Source organism: Streptomyces sp. TBY4 (assembly GCF_024213195.1).
Classification (GTDB): domain Bacteria; phylum Actinomycetota; class Actinomycetes; order Streptomycetales; family Streptomycetaceae; genus Streptomyces.
Map to the genome: position 1 here is coordinate 1 of NZ_JANAVF010000007.1, position 22,179 is coordinate 22,179.

Here is a 22,179-nt window from a genome sequence, read left to right on the forward strand (position 1 = left end):
GCTAGGGGGTGTCCGCAAAGTCCCGCCGGCCGCCCGCAGGGCGGCCCCGCGGCGTCTGGCGCGTGCTCTCGGTGTGCCGGGCGGAGGCCCGCGTACTGGACGTACTCGGGATTTCGCCCGGTGCGCCGAGAGCGCGTGCCAGGCGTCGCGGGGCAGGCGGGACTTTGCGGACACCCCCTAGGCCGGCTGCCGCCGGGCCAGGCCGTCTCTTCCGGATCTTGCCTGGCCTACGCCGCCCGGCGCCGAGGCACGGCGCCGGACGACGCGGGCCTGACCGGCAAGATCCGGAAAAGGCGGACTGGGGGCCGGGCGGCGCCGGCGGCACGGGCAACCTGGTTGAATCTCCGCCAGATGCGCCGCCCCGGGCGGCCGGCGGAGACCGACAGGTAGGCGGGGAGCGCCCATGTCCGACAGTCAGCAGACCGATCCGGCAGCGGATCCGGTCCCCGCCCGCGTGCCCCGGTGGTGGAGCCGCCCGGCGGAGCCCGTCGGCGCGCACGAGGCCTCCGTACCGCCCCCTCGGGCGGGATCAGGAGCGCAGGCGGACGCGGAGCCGGGCCCGGAGTCGGCCCCGGATCCGGTTCCCGCACAGGTCGTTCCCCAGTGGTGGAGCCGCCCCGCGGATCCGGCCGGCGCGCGCGAGGCCTTCGTACCGCCCCCGCGGACCGTGCCGGTGCCCGGCGCGGAGCCGGACCGGGGGCCGGAGCCGCGGTACGACCCGTGGGGTGCGCGGCCGCTGCAGACGGTGGACCACGGCGGGGCGGGCTCCCGCCGCCGGACGAGACTGCGCCAGAGCATCGTCCTCGGCCTCGGGACCGCCCTGCTGGCCGGCGGCATCGGCGGCTACGCCGGCGTCCTCGCCGAACGGCAGGCCGGCACCCGCCTCGAACTCCCGCAGGCGGCCCCCGCCGGTCGCGGCCGGGCTCCCGACAGCGTGGCCGGGATCGCCGCCACCGCACTGCCCGGCGTGGTCACCCTGCACGTCAACGGCGCGGAGAGCAGTTCCACGGGCACGGGCTTCGTCCTCGACGGGCAGGGCCACATCCTCACCAACAACCACGTGGTGAACGGGGCCCGGACCATAACGGTCACCTTCAGCACCGGCGAGAGCGTCCCCGCCGAGCTGGTCGGCGGCGACACCGGGTACGACCTGGCCGTCGTCAAGGTCGACGGGGTACGGGGCCTGCGGCCGCTCGCGCTCGGCAACTCCGAGAACGTCGAGGTCGGCGACCCGGTGGTGGCCATCGGGGCCCCCTTCGACCTCTCCAACACCGTCACCGCCGGCATCATCAGCGCCACCGGCCGCCCCATCACCGCCGGCGGCGACAAGGGCGACGGCAGCGACGTCAGCTACGTCGACGCCCTCCAGACGGACGCCCCCATCAACCCCGGCAACTCCGGCGGCCCGCTCCTCGACGCCAGGGCCCAGGTCATCGGCATCAACAGCGCCATCCGCGGCGGCGACGGCAAGGACAGCTCCGGACAGCAGCGCGGCAGCATCGGCCTCGGCTTCGCCATCCCCGTCAACCAGGGCAAGCGCGTCGCCGAGGAGCTGATCCGCACCGGCCGCGCCACCCATCCCGTCATCGGCGTCACCCTGGACATGGACTACACCGGCGACGGGGCCCGGGTGGCGGAGAAGAAGGGCGCGGACGGCAAGCCGACCGTCACCGCCGGCGGTCCCGGCGCCCGGGCGGGCATCGCGCCGGGCGACGTGATCACCAAGGTCGACGGCGTACGCGTGCACGGCGGCGACGAGCTCGTGATCAAGATCCGGGCCCACCGGCCGGGCGACCGGCTCACCCTCACCGTGCTGCGCGAGGGCCGGGAGCGCACGCTGGAAGTGGTCCTCGGATCGGCGAACGGTTCGTGACGGGCGGATGAAAGCAGGACGGGTCCGGTAATCCGCCGGTCCTGGTGTAGGGGACTGCGGACCCGGCCGGGTACCGTGTGACAGGCCTGACGTGAAGAGAGCCGAGGAGCGGGGCAAGGTGTTCAACGACATAGGCGCACTCGAGCTGGTCACGATCGTGGTGCTCGCCATTCTCATCTTCGGCCCGGACAAGCTGCCCAAGGTCATCCAGGACGTCACGGGCGTCATCCGGAAGATCCGCGCGTTCTCCGACAGTGCGAAGCAGGACATCCGCTCCGAGCTCGGCCCGGAATTCAAGGACTTCGAGTTCGAGGACCTGAACCCGAAGAACTTCATCCGCAAGCAGCTGACCGAGAACGAGGACCTCAAGGAGATCCGGAGCAGCTTCGATCTCCGCAAGGAACTCACCGACGTCACCGACGCGGTCAACGGCAAGGAGCCCGACGCGGCCGCGGCCGCCGGCGGCGCCCTCCCCGCCGCCGCGCCGGGCGCCGGACCGGACATGGTCAAGAAGCCCGTCCCCCCGGCGCAGGAGCAGCGCACGCGCTACGACGCCGACGCGACCTGACGCCACCCGGGACCACGCGCGCGCCCGCCTGCCCGGTGAACCGCGGTCGGATGGCTATCCTCCTTTGAGTCCGGACCCAGGACGCCCGAGGGGGGTGGGCCGTTCCGGATCCCACGGAACGAGAGGCCGCATCGATGGAGACGACGAGCAGTAGCCGCGTCGGCACGCAGCCCGCCGAGGCGCAGACGCCAGCCCCCGCACCAGCAGCAGACCTTCCGCAGCCCCCGGAGGCGACCGCCCCGCCCGTCCCTGCGGCCCGCCGGGCCGCCGAGGGGTACCTGCGGGCCGACTTCCCCTGGTACGGGCTGGACGGGGCCTTCACCGGCCCCCGCTGGCTGATGCAGGTCGCCGCCGGGGCCGACGGCAGCGTGGAGCACGGCTCGACCGGTCACGGGGACGAGCCCTCCGCCCGCGGCGAGATCGCCACCGGGGAGAAGGAGCGCTTCGCGGTGGTCGTCACCGTGGCGAGCAACCCGCTGCGGCGCACCGCCGACGGCACGGGCGTCCTGGAGGCCACCTCGGTCTCCTCGGCGGCCTGGCTGGCCGGCTCCGGGCTGCTGGCCTACAGCTGGCCGGGGCAGATGGACCACAGCCTGCGCGACGACTGGCTCGACCAGCAGACCGAGGCCGCGTGGGAGCTCGCGGACGACCTCTCGGGGCCGGACTGGTCGACGCTGTCGCTGCCCGTGGACGGGGAGCCGACGCCGTTCCACTACCGCGAGTCGGAGTTCGGGTGGGTCCTGGCCGGCTCGACCGGCAGCGGGGTGCACCTGGGTGCGTACGGGCGCGGGATGAGCGCGTACGGGATCGGCTTCTCGGTGATCGGGGACCTGGCGGCGTACGAGTAGGACGCGAACAGAAGGGGGGCCGGCGAGGGGATTCCCCCGCCGGCCCCCCTTTTGCTGCGTCAGAACTTGTTGCGCGGGGTGATCCCCAGCGACATGCCGGCCAGGCCGCGGGCGCGGCCGCCGAGCTTGCCGGCGATGGCGCGCAGGGCCGCGCCGGCGGGGGAGTCGGGGTCGGACAGGACGACCGGGGTGCCGTCGTCGCCGCCCTCGCGCAGGCGGACGTCGATCGGGATCGAGCCCAGCACCGGGACCGTCGCGCCGACCGTCTTGGTCAGGCCGTCGGCGACCTTCTGGCCACCGCCCGAGCCGAACACGTCGACCATCTCGTCGCAGTGCGGGCAGGGCAGCCCGGACATGTTCTCGACGACGCCGACGATCTTCTGGTGGGTCTGCACGGCGATCGAGCCGGCCCGCTCCGCGACCTCGGCCGCTGCCTGCTGCGGGGTGGTCACGACGAGGATCTCGGCGTTGGGCACCAGCTGGGCCACGGAGATCGCGATGTCGCCCGTGCCCGGCGGCAGGTCGAGCAGCAGCACGTCCAGGTCGCCCCAGAACACGTCGGCCAGGAACTGCTGGAGGGCCCGGTGCAGCATCGGACCGCGCCACACCACGGGCGCGTTGCCCGGGGTGAACATGCCGATGGAGATGACCTTTACGCCGTGCGCCGACGGCGGCATGATCATGTTCTCGACCTGGGTGGGGCGGCCCTCCACGCCGAGCATGCGCGGCACGCTGTGGCCGTAGATGTCGGCGTCGACGACGCCGACCTTGAGGCCGTCGGCCGCCATCGCCGCCGCCAGGTTCACGGTGACCGAGGACTTGCCGACGCCGCCCTTGCCGGAGGCGACCGCGTAGACGCGGGTCAGCGAGCCGGGCTGGGCGAAGGGGACCTCGCGCTCGGCGGTGCCGCCGCGCAGGGTCGCCGCGAGGTCCTTGCGCTGCTCGTCGCTCATCACGTCCAGCGTGACGGCGACCGAGGTGACGCCGGGGACCTTCTGGACGGCCTCGGTGACCAGGTTGGTGATGGTCTCGCGCATGGGGCAGCCCGACACGGTCAGGAACACGGTGACGGCGACCTCGCCGCCGTCGCCGATCTCCACCGATTTGACCATGCCCAGCTCGGTGATCGGCCGGTGGATCTCGGGGTCGTTCACCGTCGCCAGCGCGTCCAGGATCGCGTCCTGTTCGGGCACGGCAGCGGCGGAGGCGGAGCTTGTGTCGGTAGCCATGCCCCCGATGGTACGGCGCGGTGGCGGGCCTCAGGAAAGCCCGCTAGCGGTCGCCTTCGTCACTCTCGGCGGGGAATAGCCGCCGCTCGTCCATCTCCTTGATCAGATCCTGGAACTCGGACCTGATCCAGTCGCGCGTGGCGACCTCGCCCAGACCCATCCGCAGGGCCGCGATCTCCCGGGTCAGGTACTCGGTGTCGGCCAGCGAGCGTTCGTTCTGCTTGCGGTCCTGCTCCAGGTTGACCCGGTCCCGGTCGTCCTGCCGGTTCTGCGCCAGCAGGATCAGCGGGGCCGCGTAGGAGGCCTGGAGCGACAGCATCAGGGTCAGGAAGATGAAGGGGTACTGGTCGAAGCGCAGGTGTCCGGGCGCAAAGATGTTCCACAGCACCCAGATGATGATGACGACGGTCATCCAGACGATGAACCGGCCCGTGCCGAGGAACCGCGCGACCCGCTCCGAGAGCCGCCCGAAGGCCTCCGGGTCGTACTCGGGCAGCAGTCGCCTGCGGGCCGGGCGCGGCAGGTCGAGCCGGGTCCGCGAGCGCGACAGCGCGCTCGACCCGGTCGACTGGCCGGCCTTCGCCCGCTCGCCGCGCTCGAAGGAGGAACGTTCCGCCCGCTCCGCCGCCGCTTCCGCCAGCCCGTACTCGCGCGCCTGCGCCCGGGCCTGCTCGCGCCGCTCCCGGATCTGCTCCTTGCGCCGGTCGCGTGCCTGCTCGCGCTCGCCGCGCCCCCGCTCAGTTCCCACGTAGGGCTCCTTCCGCGCGCTCGGAGTCCTCGGGTCCCCCGGGAGCCTCCGAGTGGAAGTCCGTCTCCCGCCAGTCGTCCGGGAGCAGGTGGTCCAGTACGTCGTCCACGGTGACCGCGCCCAGCAGCGAGCCGCTCTCGTCCACGACCGGGACCGCCACCATGTTGTACGCGGCCAGGTAGCTGGTCACCACCGGCAGCGAGGCGTCCGGCCGCAGCGGCGCCAGGCCCGTGTCCACGATCGAGCTGACCAGGGTGAACGGCGGATCGCGCAGCAGCCGCTGGAAGTGCACCGTGCCCAGGTACTTGCCCGTCGGCGTCTCGTCCGGCGGCCGGCACACGTACACCTGCGCCGCCAGCGCCGGAGACAGGTCCGACTGCCGTACGCGGGCCAGCGCGTCGGCGACCGTCGCGTCGGGCCGCAGCACGATCGGCTCCGTGGTCATCAGACCGCCCGCGGTGTTCTCCTCGTACGACAGCAGGCGCCGCACATCGGCGGCGTCGTCCGGCCGCATCAGCGTCAGCAGCCGCTCCTTGTCGTCCTCCGGCAGCTCCGAGAGCAGGTCGGCCGCGTCGTCCGGGTCCATCGCCTCCAGGACGTCGGCCGCGCGCTCCTCCTTCAGCTTCCCGAGGATCTCCACCTGCTCGTCCTCGGGCAGCTCCTCCATGACGTCCGCGAGCCGGTCGTCGTCCAGCGCGCTCGCCACCTCGGCGCGCCGCTTCGGCGTCAGGTGGTGCAGGACGTTCGCCACGTCCGCCGGGCGCATCTGCTCGAAGGTGGCGACCAGGTTCTCGGCGCCCTGCCCGTGCTCCTCCAGCGAGAAGCCCGTCACCGCCGACCACTCGACCGTCAGGGTCTCGCCGCGCCGCCGCAGCGCGCCCGACTTGCCCTTCCGTACGAAGATCCGGTCGATCTCCCAGTCGCGCCGGGCCGGCAGCTGCTGGATGGCCACGTCCAGGACGGTGACCTCCTCGTCGTCCGCGACCAGGCGCACCCGCCGGTCCAGCAGTTCGCCGAGGATCAGCCGCTCGGTGGGACGCTGCTCGAAGCGGCGCATGTTGACCACGCCCGTGGTGATCACCTGGCCGGACTCGACGCCCGTCACCCGGGTCATGGGCAGGAAGATCCGGCGCCGGCTCACGACCTCGACCACCAGGCCGAGCAGCCGGGGCGGCCGGCCGCCCACGCGGAGCATCGCGACGAGGTCGCGGACCCGGCCCACCTGGTCGCCGTTGGGGTCGAAGACGGGCACACCCGACAGATGCGAGACGAAGATCCGTGGGGCGCCTGCCGCCATCCGAGCGCCTCCTACGAGCTGCGTCATCCGTCGATCACCGGTACTGCCGTCCCTCAGGTTAGCCCGTACCGCACACAACCTCCTGGTGGGCCCGCCCGCCCGGGCGTCCGCCCGGTGCCCGCCCGGGGCCCCCGGGGCCTGCGCACGCGCGTCCGTACGGGCTGCGCGCGGGCGCCGCGCGGAGGCCCGCGTACGGGCGGGTACGCTGCCAGCTGCTCGCCGACGCTACGAGAGGGACACCTGCCCGTGACCGCCTACTTCCCCGCCCCGCGGCTGCGCCGGGCCGCCTTCGTCAGTGCCCTCTGCGCGGGCCTGGCCGTCGTCGGCACGGGGTGCGGGGCGGATCCCGACGAGGGGACGAACGGGGTCGGCAAGCTGTCCGCCGACCAGATCGAGGACAGGGCGCGGACGGCCGTCACCGGGGCCCAGTCGGTCCACCTCTCGGGCACGCTGGTCAGCGGCGGCAAGTCCTTCACCCTGGACATGCGGCTCGGGGCGGACGGCGGCTCCGGCGAGGTGAAGTCCCAGGACGACACCACCTTCCAGCTGCTGCGGGTCGGGGAGCAGCTCTACCTCAAGGCGGGCACCGCCTTCTGGGGCCAGTCCGAGGCGGCCGGCAAGCTCGGCGACAAGTTCGTCAAGGTGCCCGAGGGCGACCCCTCCTACAAGCAGTTCCGCGGCTTCACCGACATGCAGGTCATGCTCGACGGGCTGCTCGGGCTCGAAGGGACGCTCAGCAAGGGCGAGGACTACACCAAGGTCGGCCCCACCCGGGCCGTCCAGGTCTCGGCGGACAAGGGCAAGGGCGGCAAGCTCTCGGTCTCCCTGGAGGGCACCCCCTACCCGCTCCTCATGGAACGCGCGGGCGGCGCCGGCCGGGTGACCCTCGCGGAATGGGGCGCACCGGTGGAGCTCACCGCGCCCGCGCCGGACCAGACGGTGGACTACGGCTCGGAACTGCCCACGACCAAGGAGCAGGAGGGCGCCCCCCAGGGCTCCGGCCAGGGCGCCAACCCGCAGGGCTAACGGAGTCCGGGCCCCGTCCGCTCTAGCGGGAAGCCTTCTTCTTCCGCTTCAGCAGCAGCTTCGGCAGCCCGGCGGGGATGGGCTGCCGGGTGATCGCGGGGGAGTCCAGCGGAGCCGCCGCCAGCGAGTCCACGGGGAGGGCGGTGCGGACCGACTCCGGCTCCAGGCGCAGCAGCCGGCACTCCCGCGCCCAGCGGTCGGTCATCTCGGCGGAGTCGGGCGCGTTGAGCCGCTTGCCCTTGAGTTCGGCCACGGCGGCCTCCCACGGCTCGCTGCCGGGCACGAGCTCGCGTACGGTCGCCGTCCACGCGACGAGCCGGCCGCCCTTGTCCTTGCTGCGCACGGTCACCTCGGCCGCCGCCCCGTCCGCCAGCCCCGGGAACGGCTGCTCACCGGGCCCGTCGCCGAGCACGTGCGCCGCGCCGTCCACCCAGGCGTGCCACAGGCCGCGGTCGGCCCCGGAGCCGCGGACCCAGATGAGGCCGGACTTCTTGGTGGCCTCCTCGACGAGGGCCAGATCGAGCGCGCTGAGAGTCATGCGCACAGGGTAGCCAGGGCCCCGCGCACCCTCACAGCCAGTGCGCTCACAGCCAGCCGTGGCGGCGCAGGGCCCGGTGGATGGTGAAGCAGGTCCCGGCGATGGCGGCCATCACCATCGGATAGCCGTAGCGCCACTGGAGCTCCGGCATGTGCTCGAAGTTCATCCCGTACACCCCGCAGATCATCGTCGGCACGGCGATGATCGCCGCCCAGGAGGTGATCTTGCGCATGTCCTCGTTCTGCGCGACGGTCGCCTGCGCCAGGTTGGCCTGGAGGATGGAGTTCAGCAGCTCGTCGAAGCCGACGACCTGCTCGTGCACCCGGGCCAGGTGGTCGGCGACGTCCCGGAAGTACTTCTGGATGTCGGGCTCCACCAGCCGCATCGGCCGTTCGCTGAGCAGCTCCATGGGGCGCAGCAGCGGGGAGACGGCCCGCTTGAACTCCAGCACCTCCCGCTTGAGCTGGTAGATGCGGCCCGCGTCGCCGCCGCGGGCACTGCCCTTGGCGGGGGCGGCGAAGACCTCGCTCTCCACCTCGTCGATGTCGTCCTGGACGGCCGCGGCGACGGCGATGTACCCGTCGACCACGTGGTCCGCGAGGGAGTGCAGGACCGCGGAGGGCCCCTTGGCGAGGAGCGCCGGGTCGTCCTGGAGGCGGTGGCGCAGCCCCTTGAGGGAGCCGTGGCCGCCGTGCCGGACGGTGATGACGAAGTCGGGGCCGGTGAAGCACATCACCTCGCCGGTCTCCACCACCTCGCTGGTGGCGGTGAGTTCGGCGTGCTCGACGTAGTGGATCGTCTTGAAGACGGTGAACAGGGTGTCGTCGTAGCGCTCCAGCTTCGGCCGCTGGTGCGCGTGCACCGCATCCTCCACCGCGAGCGGGTGCAGCCCGAACGCAGCGGCGATCCCGGCGAACTCGGCCTCCGTCGGCTCGTGCAGCCCGATCCAGGCGAAGCCGCCGTCCTCGCGCACCGCGCGCAGCGCCTCACGGGGCGTCAGACAGGCGGCCCCGCGCCCGTCCCCGGCGCGCCGCCCGTCGCGGTACACGGCGCAGTCGACCACCGCGCTGTTCGCGGACGGGTCGCGGGTGGTGTCGTAGCCGGGCTGGGCCGGAGTGGACCTGCGCAGTCCGGGACGGACGGCGGCACGGAGGTAGGGCAGCATCGACATGGCAGGCTCCTTCTCGCGCACGGCTGCGGACCGTACGGGTGGGAGGTCCTTCCTGACGCACGCTCACCCGGTCGGCAGTCCGGGAGGGCAGGCGGAAGGATCAGGGCGGGAGGACACAGTTCTTCCTCGCTCTTCGACCGGTCCGGCGTGTGGAGAAGCGCGGATCAAAGAGGGCGCGGCGCGCCCGTCGGCTGAGCGGAAGGGAGAGGGGTACCGCACGTACTGTGCGATCGACTTCGATGCACCGCAGCCCCACCTCCTCCGGCCGGTCCCCCGTAAGGGACGTCCTGTCGCCGGGGCACTGAAACTTCTCTTCTGAGAGCGTCCCCGACCAGCGGTCAACGATATCAGCCGACGGATGGTCAAGAGGCGCTCTTTACCCGGCTGATACGAGTTCTATGCTCGCTCCATGGCAGAAATTCTGGCCCTTGTGGAAGCCCGGCTGCGCGCCGCTCTCGGCGAACCCGATGCCCGCGCCGCCGTCACCTTCCTGGGCACCGACCGCTTCGAAGTCCTCCGCTTCACCGAGGGGGACCTCGTGCGGTACGCGACCCTCGGCATGTCCGCCCAGCCCATGACCGACCCCACGGCCGTGGTCGCCGACCCGGTCCGCGGTCCGCGCGCGGAGCTGGTCCTGACCGTACGGGGCGGGCTCGCGCCCACCGACAAGCTGCTGCGGCCGCTGGCCGTGCTGGCCGCCTCCCCCCAGGTGGAGGGGCTCATCGTGGCCCCCGGCGCCTCACTGGACGTGGGCGAACCCCTCTGGGACGGGGCCCCGTTCACCTCCGTGCTGGTGGCCGAGCCCGGCGGACTGGTGGAGGACCTGGTCCTGGACGACCCGATGGACCCCGTCTCCTTCTTCCCGCTCCTGCCGATGACGGCGAACGAGGCGGCCTGGAAGCGGGTCCACGGAGCGGCCGCCCTGCAGGAACGCTGGCTCGCGCGCGGCACGGATCTGCGGGACCCTCTGCGTACGGCAGTCGCACTGGACTGAGCATCCGGCCGCCCCCCGGCCGCCCCCGGCCGCCCGGACGGGTGATCGCATCTTGACGGGGCGCGCGGCGGGGAGGAGCGTGGCTTCTTATGAGGGGCGAACCGAGTTGCCCGAAGTGCGGTGGCCGGGTCAGGGCGCCCGGTCTCTTCGCCGACTCCTGGCAGTGCGCGGTGCACGGCACCGTCCATCCCCTGCAGCCCGTGATCCCGCCGAGCGTCGAAGGCCTGGGCGTGGTCGTGAACCGGGCGCAGGTACCGGTCTGGATGCCCTGGCCGCTGCCCGTCGGGTGGCTGTTCACCGGGATCGCCTCCGCCGGTGACGACCGCAGCGGCAGCCGGGCCACCGCCGTGGCCTGCTCCGGTCCCGGCCCGCTCGGCGGCATCGGCGAGCTGCTGCTGATCGCCGAGGAGCTGGGCGTCGGCCTCGGCGCGCGGTTCGCCGGGCTGGACGCCCCCGACCCGGGCCGCTACATGAACGTCTCCGCCCCGCCGCACGCCAAGGTGGTCGCCGCCGGGCGCCCGACCCCGCTGTGGCACGTCACCGGCGTCCCCGAGGACCGGGCCGTCTTCGCCGGCGAGGCGCGCGGGCTGTGGCTGTGGGCGATCGTCTGGCCGGAACAGTCGGGCCTGCTCATGTACGACGAGCTGGTCCTGACGGACCTGCGCGACGCGGGAGCCGAGGTGGAACTGCTCCCCTGCGGAGCCCTGAGCCCCCGCATTCTGTCCTCTTGACGCGCCGCTCGCGCGGCTCGGCGCCGGGGGCGCCTCCCCGGCTTCGCGGCGCTGCGCCGGACTCCGTCCGGCGGACCGGGCGGGCCCGTTCGGCGCTGAGGCGTGGTGCGGGCGGTCACGCGGGGCCGGGCCGGGAAATGCGGACGGTACTCTGGAGTGTCCCCTGTCCGCGCGTGAACCCTGGAGTCCGGCTGTGCGCATCGATCTGCACGCCCACTCCACGGCCTCCGACGGTACGGACACCCCCGCCGAGCTGGTGCGCAATGCCGCCGCCGCGGGGCTCGACGTGGTGGCGCTGACCGACCACGACACCGTCGCCGGATACCGCGAGGCCGTCGCCGCGCTGCCCCAGGGGCTGACCCTGGTGACCGGCGCCGAGCTGAGCTGCCGTCTCGACGGCATCGGCATGCACATGCTGGCGTACCTCTTCGATCCCGAGGAGCCCGAGCTCCACCGCGAGCGGGAGCTCGTACGCGACGACCGCATCCCGCGCGCGCAGGCCATGATCGGCAAGCTGCAGGGCCTCGGGGTGGACGTCACCTGGGAGCAGGTGGCCCGGATCGCCGGTGACGGCTCCGTGGGCCGCCCGCACATCGCCGCCGCCCTCGTCGAGCTCGGCGTCGTGCCCACCGTGTCGGACGCCTTCACCGCGGACTGGCTCGCCGACGGCGGCCGCGCGTACGCCGAGAAGCACGAGCTCGACCCCTTCGACGCGATCCGCCTGGTCAAGGCGGCCGGCGGGGTCACCGTCTTCGCCCACCCCGCCGCCGTCAAGCGCGGCACCTGCGTGCCCGAGAGCGCGATAGCCGCCCTCGCCTCGGCCGGCCTCGACGGCATCGAGGTCGACCACATGGACCACGACGCCGCCACCCGCGAGCGCCTGCGCGGCCTGGCCGCCGATCTCGGTCTGCTGACCACCGGGTCCAGCGATTACCACGGCAGCCGCAAGACCTGCCGCCTCGGGGAGTACACGACCGACCCCGAGATCTACGGCGAGATCACCCGCCGTGCCACCGGGGCGTTCCCGGTCCCCGGCGCCGGTGGACGCGTACGCGGCTGACCACTGCCGCCGCCCCTCCCGCTCCACCGCCCCCTTTTTTTCGTGACACCCCTCACCTGCAAGGCATCACTGTGCTCGATTTCGCCGTCTTCGGATCCCTTTTTCTCACGCTTTTTGTGATTATGGACCCTCCGGGGATCACGCCCATCTTCCTCGCGCTGACCTCCGGCCGCCCCGCCAAGGTGCAGCGCCGCATGGCCTGGCAGGCGGTCTGCGTCGCCTTCGGCGTCATCGCCGTCTTCGGTCTCTGCGGGCAGCAGATCCTCGACTACCTGCACGTCTCCGTGCCGGCCCTGATGATCGCGGGCGGGCTGCTGCTCCTGCTCATCGCGCTCGACCTGCTGACCGGCAAGACCGACGAGCCGAAGCAGACCAAGGACGTGAACGTCGCGCTCGTCCCGCTCGGCATGCCGCTGCTCGCCGGTCCCGGCGCGATCGTCTCGGTGATCCTGGCGGTGCAGAAGGCCGACGGGTTCACCGGCCAGTTCTCGGTGTGGGCCGCGATCGTCGCGATGCACGTGGTGCTGTGGCTCGTGATGCGCTACTCGCTCGTCATCATCCGCGTGATCAAGGACGGCGGCGTGGTCCTCGTGACCCGGCTGGCGGGCATGATGCTCTCCGCGATCGCCGTCCAGCAGATCATCAACGGCGTGCTCCAGGTGATCGAGGCCTCCTAGCGCCCCCCCCGCGCATGCGAACGCCCCCGCACCGGTCCGGTGCGGGGGCGTCGTCGTGAGATGGACGCGGTCAGGTGGACACGGTCAGTTGGACACGGTCTCGGCCGGTCGGATCAGGATGCGCTGGCCGACGGCGGCGGCCTGCTGCACGATCCGGTTGACGGAGGCCGCGTCCACGACGGTGCTGTCCACGGCAGATCCGTCGACGTCGTCCAGGCGCAGAATCTCGAAGCGCACGGGCTTCTCCCTTCGTCAGTGTTTCTCCTTGTACAGGGTTAACGAAGTGTAAGCCGCAAACATTCCCTACGCTAAGGAAATTTTTTCCTTGTCTAACTACTAACAAGTACCGGAGACGTCAGAGGCCCCCAGAACGCCGCCAGCGCCGCCGCCGTGCCCGCCGGATCCTCGGCGTTCGGCGAGTGCTCCGTCCCCGGAACCACCACCCGCTCCGCGCCCAGCCGGCGTGCCATCTCGTCCATCTCCGACACCGGCCACACCGGGTCCGACTCCCCGGACAGCACCAGTTTCGCGAGCCCCGGCGCCGCCGCGGCCAGCTCGTCGATCCGGTCCGGCTCCTCGATCAGCGCCCGCCCGGTGACCATCAGCTGCTCGGGGACGGTCCCGATCCAGCGTGCGCGCAGGAAGTCCTTGAGCTCCGGGGACTCGGGGGGCGCGTCGCGCGGGTCCATGGCGCGCATGGCCGCCCAGATGCCCGGCATGTTGTCGCCCATCGACTCCAGCGCCGAGACCAGCAGCTTCGTACGGCCCTGCTGGTCCGCGCAGACCGCGCCCGGGCCGCTGCTCAGCAGCGTGAGGCTGGCATACGGGGCCGGGTCGCGGACCACGGCCGCCCGGACGATCAGCCCGCCCAGCGAATGCCCCAGCAGGTGCACCGGACCGGCCGCGCCCAGGGCGGCGGTCTGCGCGAGGACGTCCCGCGCCAGTTCGGACAGGGCGTACGGGGCCTGCGTGCGCGGGCCGCCGCTCTCGTGCTGCCCGCGGCCGTCGACGGCGACCACGCGGTACCCGGCGGCGGCCAGCGGCCCGAGGAGGCCGATGAAGTCCTCCTTGCTGCCGGTGTAGCCGGGCACCAGCAGGGCGGTACCGCGGGCCGGCCCGCCGGGCACGGCCTCGTGCACGGCGAACTCGCCGCGGGCCGTGGCCAGGCGGTGCGCACGGGCTGCGGGCGGGAGCGTGAGGGTCGGCGGCTTGCTCATGGCCAGATGTTACCGGCCCGTACGCCCGTACGGGAGGACTCCCGGCCCCGGGAAACGCCGATGGCCCCGGCCCCCTCGAAAGGGGACCGGGGCCATCGGAAGGAAGGGCGTTACGCCTCCGGGGTCTCCGCCTTGGCGACGGCCTTGCGGGTCCGGGTGCGCTTCGGCTTCGCCGGAGCCTCCTCCGCGACCGGAGCGGCGGCCTCGGCGGCCGGGGCCTCCGGGGCGGCGGCGACGGCCTTGCGGGTCCGGGTGCGCTTCGGCTTGACCGGAGCCTCCTCCGCCACCGGGGCGGCGGCTTCGGCGACGGCCTCGGCGGCCGGGGCGACAGCGGCGGCCTTGCGGGTCCGCGTCCGCTTCGGCTTGGCCGGAGCCTCCTCGGCGACGGCCGGAGCGGCCGGAGCCTCGACCACGGCGGCCTGGGCGACGACCTCGACGACCGGGGCCACCGGGGTGACCTCGGCGGCGACCGGAGCGGCCGCGGCCTTGCGGGGCGCACGGGCACGCGGGGCGCTGCTCCGGGGGGCGCCGGCGCGGCGCTCCCGGACCGGCTCCGACGGCGGGGCGATCTGGAAGTCCGGCTCGGGCTCCCTGACGAACGGGGCCAGGGGCTCCAGCTTCGCCGCGGGGGCGACGAAGGTGGCGGCCGGAGCGGCCGACCGGGTCCGGCGGCGGCGCGGCTTGCGCGCCTCGTCGGCGGCCGGAGCCTCCGGAGCCTGGACGGCCGCGGCCGCGGCCGGGGCGACCGGGCTGACCGGGGCGGTCTCGGCGGTCACCGGGGCCAGGACCTCGGCGCCCTGCTCCGAGCCGCCACGGGTGCGGCGGCGCTGGCGCGGGGTCCGGGCCGGACGCTCCTCGGTGACCGCGGCGGCGGCACCGCGGCCACCGTCACGGCCGCCGTCACGTCCACCGTCGCGACCGCGGTCACGGCCGCCGTCACGTCCGGAGTCGCGACCGCCACGGCCACCGCGGCCGCCGGTCTCGCCCAGGTCCTCCAGGTTCTCGGCCTTCAGGCCGGCCCGCACGCGCTCGGCGCGCGGCAGGACGCCCTTGGTGCCGGCCGGGATGTTCATCTGCTCGTACAGGTGCGGGGACGTGGAGTACGTCTCCACCGGGTCGTGGAAGTCCAGCTCCAGCGCCTTGTTGATCAGCTGCCAGCGCGGGATGTCGTCCCAGTCGACCAGGGTGACGGCGATGCCCTTGTTGCCCGCGCGGCCGGTACGGCCCACGCGGTGCAGGAAGGTCTTCTCGTCCTCGGGCGTCTGGTAGTTGATGACGTGGGTGACACCCTCGACATCGATACCGCGCGCGGCGACGTCGGTGCAGACCAGCACGTCGACCTTGCCGTTGCGGAAGGCGCGCAGCGCCTGCTCGCGGGCGCCCTGGCCCAGGTCGCCGTGGACGGCGCCGGACGCGAAGCCGCGCTTCTCCAGCTGCTCCGCGATGTCGGCCGCGGTGCGCTTGGTGCGGCAGAAGATCATCGCGAGCCCGCGGCCCTCGGCCTGCAGGATGCGGGAGACGAGCTCCGGCTTGTCCATGTTGTGCGCACGGAAGACGTGCTGCGTGATGTTGGCGACGGTCGCGCCCTCACCGTCGGGCGAGGTGGCGCGGATGTGCGTCGGCTGGGTCATGTACCGGCGGGCCAGGCCGATGACCGCGCCCGGCATGGTGGCCGAGAACAGCATCGTCTGACGCTTCGCGGGCAGGTAGCCCATGATCTTCTCGACGTCGGGCAGGAAGCCCAGGTCGAGCATCTCGTCGGCCTCGTCCAGGACGAGGGCCTTGACCTTGGAGAGGTCGAGCTTCTTCTGACCGGCCAGGTCGAGCAGGCGGCCCGGGGTGCCGACGATGACGTCGACGCCCTTCTTGAGCGCCTCGACCTGGGGCTCGTACGCGCGGCCGCCGTATATGGCGAGGACGCGGACGTTGCGGACCTTGCCCGCGGTGAGGAGGTCGTTGGTGACCTGGGTGCAGAGCTCGCGGGTCGGAACCACCACGAGGGCCTGCGGGGCGTCGGTGAGCTGCTCGGGCGTCGAACGCCCGGCCTCGACGTCCGCGGGGACGACGACGCGCTCCAGCAGGGGGAGGCCGAAACCGAGCGTCTTGCCGGTACCGGTCTTGGCCTGGCCGATGACGTCCGTGCCGGAAAGGGCGACGGGGAGGGTCATCTCCTGGATCGGGAAGGGGGACACAATGCCGACGGCCTCAAGGGCTTCGGCCGTCTCGGGAAAGATCCCGAGGTCTCGGAACGTAGTCAGGGTGCTGCCTCTTCTGTGAGACGCGGCGCGAGGCGGCGAAGGGGGTCGTACCGTGCCGGGCTTGCAGTACTACTACGTACGTACGAAGCTGCGCGGGACCACGAGCCATCGCTCAGGCGCTTTATGCCGCTGAGGGGGCCCCTCGTGGGAGGCGGTACGCATGTGCGTACGCATCACGCCGAGGGCGGTCGGGTGGAGCCGATCGGGCCACCGACCGGGCATCCTCATTCGGATGGCCCGCCGAGTGTTCGGCAGGCGCATTACCACTGTACCCCGGAATCGCGCAGCTGTGTCGGGTGAATTCACCAGGTAGGCGCGTTTACGTGGACTGAGCAGGTGGTTCACGGTGCCTTTCGGCGAGCTATTGTGCGGAGCATGTCGACCGTTGAAAACGCATCGCCCGCCGACGAAAGCGCCCCCGCCGAGGCAGCCGGCATCGCCGCCCAGGACTGGGCCACGGCCTCCGCCTCGCCCCAGTACCGGGCCGCCGTGGTGGATCTCCTCGGGGCGCTCGCGTACGGCGAACTCGCGGCCTTCGAACGCCTCGCCGAGGACGCGAAGCTCGCGCCCACCCTCGGGGACAAGGCCGAGCTCGCGAAGATGGCCTCCGCCGAGTTCCACCACTTCGAGCGCCTGCGCGACCGGCTCACCGCGATCGACGAGGACGCCACCGCCGCGATGGAGCCCTTCGCGAAGGGCGTCGACGACTTCCACCGCCAGACGGCCCCCTCGGACTGGCTGGAGGGCCTGGTCAAGGCCTACGTCGGCGACTCCATCGCCAGCGACTTCTACCGCGAGGTGGCCACCCACCTCGACACCGACACCCGCGGGCTCGTCGTCAGCGTGCTCGACGACACGGGCCACGGCGGTTTCGCCGTCGAGAAGGTGCGCGCCGCCATCGAGGCCGACCCGCGCTGCGGCGGCCGGCTGGCGCTGTGGGCCCGCCGCCTGATGGGCGAGGCCCTCTCGCAGGCCCAGCGCGTGGTCGCCGAGCGCGACGCGCTCTCCACCATGCTGGTCGGCGGCGTGGACGGGATGGCGGCCGGCTTCGACCTGGCCGCCGTCGGCGAGATGTTCACCCGCATCACCAAGGCGCACACCAAGCGCATGGCGGCCCTGGGCCTGGCTGCGTAGCCCCTGCCCCGGACGTACGACGGCCCCGGACGTACGACGGCCCCGGACGTACGACGGCCCCCGCGCGGAAGCTCCGCGCGGGGGCCGCTGTCGTGGTGGGGGCTCCCTCAGCGGGTCCGCCTCAGTGGGGCCGTCTAACCCCGTGTCGGAACCGAAAACGGAGTCCGGACGGACGGCCTCGCAGTCCGGCCGGCGGGCCGCAGCAGCAGGGACAGGACCACCGCCGAGACCAGCACACCGCCGGTGAGGGTCGCGAACAGGGTGTTGTGCCCGGGACCCAGCGCGGTGTGGGTCAGGTACGCCCCGAAGAGGGCGCCGGCCACTCCGCTCACCAGCACCGTCCACGAGGCGGGCAGCCGCGGGCCGAGCACACGGACGGCCGCCCCGGACAGGGCGAGGCCCAGGAGTGCGGAGCCGAGCGCCTCGATCAGCAGCATGGGTGTTCCTCTCGGACGGCGGGCGTACGGGGGAGCGTTCCTTACAGCGCTCCTACCCGAAGCGGAGGAAACGGAAACGGCCCGGTGGAGGACTCCACCGGGCCGTTCTCGGTACTGCTGGGCACCTTCCGGTGCTGGGGCCGTTGCCCGGAGCGCTGGGCTCAGAGCGCGCCGAAGCCGACCTTGCGCACGCTGGGCTCGCCCAGGTCGACGTACGACAGGCGCTCGGACGGCACCAGGACCTTGCGGCCCTTGATGTCCGTGAGGCTCAGCAGCGGCGCCGAGCCGGACAGGGCGGCGGTGACGATGCTCTCCAGCTCCTCGGCACTCAGGTCGCTCTCGAGCACGATCTCCCGGGGTGCGTGCTGCACGCCGATCTTGACCTCCACGGCCTTGTCCCTCCGACGGTCCGGTTCGCGCGATGAGCCGCGCCGTTACCCGGTCCACATTAGCCCGGAGAGGGGACGTGTCCGCCGCGCGGCGAAAACGCTCGCAGCGAACACCCGCCGGTCAGAAAGCTCAGCCCTCCGTCGGGTGCAGCGGGAAACCGGCGATTCCGCGCCACGCGAGGGAGGTCAGCAGCCCCACCGCGGTGTCACGGGCGACCGGGCTCTCGCTCGACAGCCAGTACCGGGCCACGACCTGCGAGACCCCGCCCAGGCCCACGGCCAGCAGCATCGACTCGTCCTTCGACAGGCCGGTGTCCTCGGCGATGACGTCCGAGATGGCCTCGGCGCACTGCAGCGAGACGCGGTCGACGCGTTCGCGCACGGCGGGCTCGTTGGTCAGGTCCGACTCGAAGACCAGCCGGAACGCGCCGCCCTCGTCCTCGACGTACGCGAAGTAGGCGTCCATCGTCGCGGCCACGCGCATCTTGTTGTCGTTCGTCGACGCCAGCGCGGTGCGCACGGCGAGCAGCAGGGCCTCGCAGTGCTGGTCCAGGAGGGCCAGGTAGAGGTCGAGCTTGCCGGGGAAGTGCTGGTAGAGCACCGGCTTGCTGACTCCGGCACGCTCCGCGATGTCGTCCATGGCCGCGGCGTGGTAACCCTGCGCCACGAAGACCTCCTGGGCGGCGCCCAGGAGCTGGTTGCGCCGGGCCCGGCGCGGAAGTCGCGTGCCCCGCGGACGCGCTGCCTCGGTCTGCTCGATGGCTGTCACGCCGCCTCCCACTTTCTCTAGAACACAGTGCGCCTTGCGCCGCGCGGCCATCGTACTTTTCGGTAACCGAATCTGGAGGGTTCAAGCCGACTTTTCTCGCGGTACGGACCGCCGGTTACCCACCGGAGATGCTGGTCAGCGCTGGCTCAGCGGTAGTCGTCCTCGTCCAGGGCCACCACCCGGGTCTGCTCGGCCGCGTCCCCGTCGGAGGCTTCGCGCTGGCCCACGGGGGTGAGGGGATCGTCCTCGATCGGATTCAACTCCGCGTTCTGCTCCGCCGCGTCCGCCTCGGGGGCCTCCACGTCGAGGGCTTCGCGCAGCTCTGACTGGAAGGTGTCCGGTTCCGCAGGGTCGACAGTCATGGAACACCCCTTTCCACTTACGAGCCTAGGAGGATCGCGGATACCCCGCTAGGCGGTTCCGCAAGCATCTGTGACGGCGAACACAAGAGGAGCCGCGTGATCGTCTCGTAACATTGCCCCCATGTCTTCGACCGAGCTGCCGGGCGTACGGTCCACCGACCCTGCATCCGACCAGTCCCTCCCCTCCTCCCAGCTGGGCGCCGTGCGCGTGGCCGACGGGGAGCGGATGCGCACCGACCGGCTGCCCGGGCTGGAAATGACCGTACGGGTGCGCCCGGCGGTCCGGGCCGGCCTGCCGCCCGCGCTGTTCGTCCACGGGCTCGGCGGATCCTCGCAGAACTGGTCCGCGCTCATGGCGCGGCTGGCCGACTCCGTCGACGGCGAGGCCCTGGACCTGCCCGGCTTCGGCTGGTCCCCGCCGCCCGCCGACCGGGACTACTCCGTCACCGGGCTGGCGCGCGCCGTCATCCGCCACCTCGACTCCGCCGGCCGCGGACCGGTGCACCTGTTCGGGAACTCCCTCGGCGGCGCCGTCTCCACCCGGGTCGCGGCCGTCCGGCCCGACCTGGTGCGCACGCTGACGCTGGTCTCCCCGGCCCTGCCCGAACTGCGCGTGCAGAAGTCGGCCGTGCCGACCGCGCTGCTCGCCGTACCCGGCGCGGCCGGGCTCCTGGAGCGGCTCACCCGCGGTCTGAGCGCCGAGCAGCGCACCCGGGGGGTGACGGACCTCTGCTACGGGGACCCCTCGCGGGTGACGCCCGAGGCGTTCGAGGCGGCCGTCGAGGAAATGGAACGGCGGCTCGCGCTGCCGTACTTCTGGGACGCGATGACCCGCTCCTCGCGCGGCATCGTCGATGCTTACACCCTCGGCGGGCAGCACGGACTGTGGCGCCAGGCACAGCGGGTGCTCGCACCCACCCTCCTGGTCTACGGTGGCCGGGACCAGCTCGTCTCGTACCGTATGGCGCGCAAGGCCGCCGCGGCCTTCCGGGGTTCGCGGCTGCTGTCCCTGCCCGAGGCGGGGCACGTGGCGATGATGGAGTACCCCGAGGTGGTCGCGGCCGCCTTCCGGGAACTCCTGGACGCCACCGCCGACGGGCACGGCGGCGAGCCGGGGCACACCGTGAACACCGATGAGGACGGCAAGGGCTGAGGACGTGGGACGACATAGTCGCAAGGAGTCGGTCCAGGCTCCCGGCCCCGGCTCAGGCCATCCGCAGCCGGCCGGACAGGCCGGCGCCCGGGCCGCAGCCCCGGCCGCGGCCGGATGGGCCGAACCGGCCGCCGCCCCCCGCGGGTACGCGGCCCCGCCGCGCCACGAGCCGGTGTCCGGCGCGCGCGGCGGCCATCCCGAACAGCACGAGCCCGGCGGAGCCTGGGGCGCGGATTCCAGTACTGGTGTGACCTACGGGGACTGGCGCGGCGTCCCGCGCACCCGGCCCGTCCACGAGGCCCCGGTCCAGCAGGCCCCGGTCCACCCGGCCCCGGCCCACCGGGCCCCCGTGTACGACACCCCGGCCTTCGGCACCCCCGCGGTCGGCTTCCCGCAGGTCACCCTCGACTCGCCGATGAGCGCGACGGGTTCGCACCGCCGGGTGGTCCCCCCGGTCGCAGGCGACGCCTTCGCCGAGGACGCCTTCACCGCCACCGGGTCGCACCGCCGGGTCCCGGTCCGCGAGGACGCCTTCACCACCACCGGGTCGCACCGCCGGATCCCCGCGCCCCGTACGCCGGCCGCCCCCGCCGAGGCGGCGCCGCCCGCGGCCGGGCGCGGCGGCAAGGGCCGTACGTACGCCGGGATGGCCGCCGCGGCCGTCACCGTCGCGCTCGCCGTCGTCGTCGCCGGCCAGGCGGCCTCCGACGGCGACAGCGGCAAGAACCCCGTGCGCGCCTCCGACGAGGGCAACAGCCACGCCGCACAGGGCAACTCCGCCGCCTCCCGCTCCGACGACCGGCCCACCCCGGACGCCTCCACGGCGGTCCAGGCCGCGCCCGAGCTCACGTACGACCAGAAGATGGCGCAGCAGTTCCCGATCGACGAGAAGCTGCAGGGCTCCGGCGCCTTCGACACCGTGCCCGGCGTGGCGCAGGGTCCCGGCAAGGGCAAGGTGGTCCGCTACCGCGTGGACGTGGAACAGGGCCTCGGCCTGGATCCGCAGCTGTTCGCCGAGGCCGTGCACCGCACGCTGAACGACGACCGGAGCTGGGGCCACGGCGGTACGAAGACCTTCGAGCGGGTGCCGGGCGGCGAGGCCGACTTCGTGATCACCCTCGCCAGCCCCGGGACCACCGGCGTCTGGTGCAGGAAGTCCGGACTCGACACCACCATCGACAACGTCTCCTGCGACTCCGCGTCGACCGACCGCGTGATGATCAACGCGTACCGCTGGGCGCAGGGCTCGGCGACGTACGGCCCGGGCCGGATGTTCGCCTACCGCCAGATGCTGATCAACCACGAGGTCGGCCACCGGCTCGGCCACGGCCACGTGAGCTGCCAGACGCCGGGCGCGCTCGCCCCGATCATGCAGCAGCAGACGAAGTCCCTCGACATCAACAACATCCAGTGCAAGCCCAACCCCTGGGTGTATCCGGGGAGTTGATCAACCGCGTTGACAAGCCGTCCGATCTTCGGTCATTGTTCTCCGCATGTCGCAGCTGCACACCACCACCGCGAGCGCCGCCATTGAGCTGGCGCTGCTTGGTGTGACCGCGCACAGCGTGGCCGACATCTTCTGTCGCTGACGCCTCCCTGAGCGCGCGACTTCACCGCTTTCTGCGTAATTTCGCCGCGCCCGGGGCTTCCAGCCCGCAGGTGCGGCTCCTTTCGTTCCCCCGTCCCCGCCGTCGGCACGC

24 protein-coding genes are annotated in these 22,179 nt (G+C 72.8%); 12 read left to right on the forward strand and 12 right to left on the reverse strand.

All coding sequences use genetic code 11. From position 1 onward, the window contains the following. The first annotated feature begins 403 nt into the window (after positions 1-403). The 3 genes from NLX94_RS18135 (at position 404) to NLX94_RS18145 (ending at position 3,289) form a co-directional block, all read left to right on the forward strand. Positions 404-1,873 carry a S1C family serine protease gene (locus tag NLX94_RS18135; protein ID WP_254383981.1) on the forward strand — a complete coding sequence of 490 codons (1,470 nt, stop codon included), beginning with the start codon at positions 404-406 and terminating at the stop codon, positions 1,871-1,873. 118 nt (positions 1,874-1,991) lie between these two features. Next, positions 1,992-2,441, forward strand: a complete 450-nt coding sequence (locus tag NLX94_RS18140; protein WP_254384361.1) for a sec-independent translocase — start codon at positions 1,992-1,994, stop codon at positions 2,439-2,441. Positions 2,442-2,575: 134 nt separating this feature from the next. Further along, the gene (locus NLX94_RS18145; RefSeq protein ID WP_254383982.1) at positions 2,576-3,289 is read left to right on the forward strand and encodes a hypothetical protein; all 714 of its coding nucleotides are present in this window, start codon (positions 2,576-2,578) and stop codon (positions 3,287-3,289) included. Positions 3,290-3,348: 59 nt separating this feature from the next. Here the strand turns inward: NLX94_RS18145 and NLX94_RS18150 are convergent, their stop codons facing one another. From NLX94_RS18150 to NLX94_RS18160, 3 genes are all read right to left on the reverse strand, one after another. Beyond that, the gene (locus tag NLX94_RS18150; RefSeq protein ID WP_254383984.1) at positions 3,349-4,518 is read right to left on the reverse strand and encodes an Mrp/NBP35 family ATP-binding protein; all 1,170 of its coding nucleotides are present in this window, start codon (positions 4,516-4,518) and stop codon (positions 3,349-3,351) included. A gap of 43 nt (positions 4,519-4,561) precedes the next feature. Then, the gene (locus NLX94_RS18155) at positions 4,562-5,068 is read right to left on the reverse strand and encodes a DUF1003 domain-containing protein (protein ID WP_374683993.1); all 507 of its coding nucleotides are present in this window, start codon (positions 5,066-5,068) and stop codon (positions 4,562-4,564) included. Positions 5,069-5,255: 187 nt separating this feature from the next. Next, positions 5,256-6,563 carry a magnesium transporter MgtE N-terminal domain-containing protein gene (locus NLX94_RS18160; RefSeq protein WP_250741754.1) on the reverse strand — a complete coding sequence of 436 codons (1,308 nt, stop codon included), beginning with the start codon at positions 6,561-6,563 and terminating at the stop codon, positions 5,256-5,258. A gap of 246 nt (positions 6,564-6,809) precedes the next feature. On the opposite strand from NLX94_RS18160, the gene NLX94_RS18165 reads away from it, so the two are divergent. Beyond that, positions 6,810-7,589, forward strand: coding sequence for a hypothetical protein (locus NLX94_RS18165; RefSeq protein ID WP_254383986.1), 780 nt, complete (start codon positions 6,810-6,812; stop codon positions 7,587-7,589). 22 nt (positions 7,590-7,611) lie between these two features. Here the strand turns inward: NLX94_RS18165 and NLX94_RS18170 are convergent, their stop codons facing one another. Further along, positions 7,612-8,127, reverse strand: a complete 516-nt coding sequence (locus NLX94_RS18170; protein WP_254383988.1) for a hypothetical protein — start codon at positions 8,125-8,127, stop codon at positions 7,612-7,614. 46 nt (positions 8,128-8,173) lie between these two features. After that, positions 8,174-9,298, reverse strand: coding sequence for a magnesium and cobalt transport protein CorA (locus tag NLX94_RS18175; RefSeq protein WP_254383990.1), 1,125 nt, complete (start codon positions 9,296-9,298; stop codon positions 8,174-8,176). A 409-nt stretch (positions 9,299-9,707) separates the two neighbouring features. Here NLX94_RS18175 and NLX94_RS18180 point away from each other — a divergent pair, with 409 nt between their 5' ends. The 4 genes from NLX94_RS18180 to NLX94_RS18195 all read left to right on the forward strand — a co-directional run bounded on the left by NLX94_RS18180 (position 9,708) and on the right by NLX94_RS18195 (position 12,760). After that, complete coding sequence (locus tag NLX94_RS18180) at positions 9,708-10,292, forward strand: suppressor of fused domain protein (protein ID WP_254383992.1); 585 nt, start codon at positions 9,708-9,710, stop codon at positions 10,290-10,292. Positions 10,293-10,381: 89 nt separating this feature from the next. Continuing rightward, positions 10,382-11,023, forward strand: a complete 642-nt coding sequence (locus tag NLX94_RS18185) for a DUF6758 family protein (protein WP_254383993.1) — start codon at positions 10,382-10,384, stop codon at positions 11,021-11,023. 193 nt (positions 11,024-11,216) lie between these two features. Next, positions 11,217-12,083: a PHP domain-containing protein gene (locus tag NLX94_RS18190; RefSeq protein WP_254383995.1), complete on the forward strand. Its 867-nt coding sequence runs from the start codon at positions 11,217-11,219 to the stop codon at positions 12,081-12,083. 71 nt (positions 12,084-12,154) lie between these two features. Then, the gene (locus NLX94_RS18195) at positions 12,155-12,760 is read left to right on the forward strand and encodes a MarC family protein (protein ID WP_254383997.1); all 606 of its coding nucleotides are present in this window, start codon (positions 12,155-12,157) and stop codon (positions 12,758-12,760) included. Between the two features lie 84 nt (positions 12,761-12,844). On the opposite strand, the gene NLX94_RS18200 is transcribed toward NLX94_RS18195, so the two are convergent. The 3 genes from NLX94_RS18200 to NLX94_RS18210 all read right to left on the reverse strand — a co-directional run bounded on the left by NLX94_RS18200 (position 12,845) and on the right by NLX94_RS18210 (position 16,145). Beyond that, positions 12,845-12,997 carry a hypothetical protein gene (locus tag NLX94_RS18200; protein ID WP_243335969.1) on the reverse strand — a complete coding sequence of 51 codons (153 nt, stop codon included), beginning with the start codon at positions 12,995-12,997 and terminating at the stop codon, positions 12,845-12,847. Between the two features lie 92 nt (positions 12,998-13,089). Further along, positions 13,090-13,977 carry an alpha/beta fold hydrolase gene (locus NLX94_RS18205; RefSeq protein WP_254383999.1) on the reverse strand — a complete coding sequence of 296 codons (888 nt, stop codon included), beginning with the start codon at positions 13,975-13,977 and terminating at the stop codon, positions 13,090-13,092. 110 nt (positions 13,978-14,087) lie between these two features. After that, entirely contained in the window at positions 14,088-16,145 is a 2,058-nt protein-coding gene (locus NLX94_RS18210) for a DEAD/DEAH box helicase (protein WP_254384001.1), read from the reverse strand. 465 nt (positions 16,146-16,610) lie between these two features. On the opposite strand from NLX94_RS18210, the gene NLX94_RS18215 reads away from it, so the two are divergent. Continuing rightward, entirely contained in the window at positions 16,611-17,369 is a 759-nt protein-coding gene (locus NLX94_RS18215; RefSeq protein WP_254384003.1) for a ferritin-like fold-containing protein, read from the forward strand. A 134-nt stretch (positions 17,370-17,503) separates the two neighbouring features. On the opposite strand, the gene NLX94_RS18220 is transcribed toward NLX94_RS18215, so the two are convergent. The 4 genes from NLX94_RS18220 to NLX94_RS18235 form a co-directional block, all read right to left on the reverse strand. Beyond that, positions 17,504-17,806 (reverse strand): hypothetical protein, encoded by a 303-nt coding sequence (locus NLX94_RS18220; protein ID WP_254384005.1) that lies wholly within the window; start codon positions 17,804-17,806, stop codon positions 17,504-17,506. A 161-nt stretch (positions 17,807-17,967) separates the two neighbouring features. Continuing rightward, positions 17,968-18,195 carry a DUF3107 domain-containing protein gene (locus NLX94_RS18225; RefSeq protein WP_250741766.1) on the reverse strand — a complete coding sequence of 76 codons (228 nt, stop codon included), beginning with the start codon at positions 18,193-18,195 and terminating at the stop codon, positions 17,968-17,970. Positions 18,196-18,325: 130 nt separating this feature from the next. Next, a complete protein-coding gene (locus NLX94_RS18230; RefSeq protein ID WP_254384007.1) occupies positions 18,326-18,964 on the reverse strand; it encodes a TetR/AcrR family transcriptional regulator in 639 nt (212 codons plus the stop codon). 146 nt (positions 18,965-19,110) lie between these two features. Further along, positions 19,111-19,326 carry a hypothetical protein gene (locus NLX94_RS18235; protein ID WP_254384009.1) on the reverse strand — a complete coding sequence of 72 codons (216 nt, stop codon included), beginning with the start codon at positions 19,324-19,326 and terminating at the stop codon, positions 19,111-19,113. A 121-nt stretch (positions 19,327-19,447) separates the two neighbouring features. On the opposite strand from NLX94_RS18235, the gene NLX94_RS18240 reads away from it, so the two are divergent. The 3 genes from NLX94_RS18240 to NLX94_RS39615 are packed head-to-tail and all read left to right on the forward strand — an operon-like array spanning position 19,448 to position 22,068. Beyond that, a complete protein-coding gene (locus tag NLX94_RS18240) occupies positions 19,448-20,479 on the forward strand; it encodes an alpha/beta fold hydrolase (protein WP_254384010.1) in 1,032 nt (343 codons plus the stop codon). 4 nt (positions 20,480-20,483) lie between these two features. Beyond that, positions 20,484-21,926 (forward strand): DUF3152 domain-containing protein, encoded by a 1,443-nt coding sequence (locus NLX94_RS18245; RefSeq protein WP_254384012.1) that lies wholly within the window; start codon positions 20,484-20,486, stop codon positions 21,924-21,926. A gap of 46 nt (positions 21,927-21,972) precedes the next feature. Continuing rightward, positions 21,973-22,068, forward strand: coding sequence for an Ms4533A family Cys-rich leader peptide (locus tag NLX94_RS39615; protein ID WP_374683980.1), 96 nt, complete (start codon positions 21,973-21,975; stop codon positions 22,066-22,068). Positions 22,069-22,179: the final 111 nt, after the last annotated feature.

Excerpts from the sequence above, each read along its gene's own strand:
- NLX94_RS18135 (WP_254383981.1), top strand. The coding sequence starts at position 404 with ATGTCCGACAGTCAGCAGACCGATCCGGCAGCGGATCCGGTCCCCGCC.
- NLX94_RS18145 (WP_254383982.1), top strand. The coding sequence starts at position 2,576 with ATGGAGACGACGAGCAGTAGCCGCGTCGGCACGCAGCCCGCCGAGGCG.
- NLX94_RS18150 (WP_254383984.1), bottom strand. The coding sequence starts at position 4,518 with ATGGCTACCGACACAAGCTCCGCCTCCGCCGCTGCCGTGCCCGAACAG.
- NLX94_RS18160 (WP_250741754.1), bottom strand. The coding sequence starts at position 6,563 with ATGGCGGCAGGCGCCCCACGGATCTTCGTCTCGCATCTGTCGGGTGTG.
- NLX94_RS18170 (WP_254383988.1), bottom strand. The coding sequence starts at position 8,127 with ATGACTCTCAGCGCGCTCGATCTGGCCCTCGTCGAGGAGGCCACCAAG.
- NLX94_RS18175 (WP_254383990.1), bottom strand. The coding sequence starts at position 9,298 with ATGTCGATGCTGCCCTACCTCCGTGCCGCCGTCCGTCCCGGACTGCGC.
- NLX94_RS18180 (WP_254383992.1), top strand. The coding sequence starts at position 9,708 with ATGGCAGAAATTCTGGCCCTTGTGGAAGCCCGGCTGCGCGCCGCTCTC.
- NLX94_RS18185 (WP_254383993.1), top strand. The coding sequence starts at position 10,382 with ATGAGGGGCGAACCGAGTTGCCCGAAGTGCGGTGGCCGGGTCAGGGCG.
- NLX94_RS18205 (WP_254383999.1), bottom strand. The coding sequence starts at position 13,977 with ATGAGCAAGCCGCCGACCCTCACGCTCCCGCCCGCAGCCCGTGCGCAC.
- NLX94_RS18210 (WP_254384001.1), bottom strand. The coding sequence starts at position 16,145 with ATGACCCTCCCCGTCGCCCTTTCCGGCACGGACGTCATCGGCCAGGCC.
- NLX94_RS18215 (WP_254384003.1), top strand. The coding sequence starts at position 16,611 with ATGTCGACCGTTGAAAACGCATCGCCCGCCGACGAAAGCGCCCCCGCC.
- NLX94_RS18220 (WP_254384005.1), bottom strand. The coding sequence starts at position 17,806 with ATGCTGCTGATCGAGGCGCTCGGCTCCGCACTCCTGGGCCTCGCCCTG.
- NLX94_RS18235 (WP_254384009.1), bottom strand. The coding sequence starts at position 19,326 with ATGACTGTCGACCCTGCGGAACCGGACACCTTCCAGTCAGAGCTGCGC.
- NLX94_RS18240 (WP_254384010.1), top strand. The coding sequence starts at position 19,448 with ATGTCTTCGACCGAGCTGCCGGGCGTACGGTCCACCGACCCTGCATCC.
- NLX94_RS39615 (WP_374683980.1), top strand. The coding sequence starts at position 21,973 with ATGTCGCAGCTGCACACCACCACCGCGAGCGCCGCCATTGAGCTGGCG.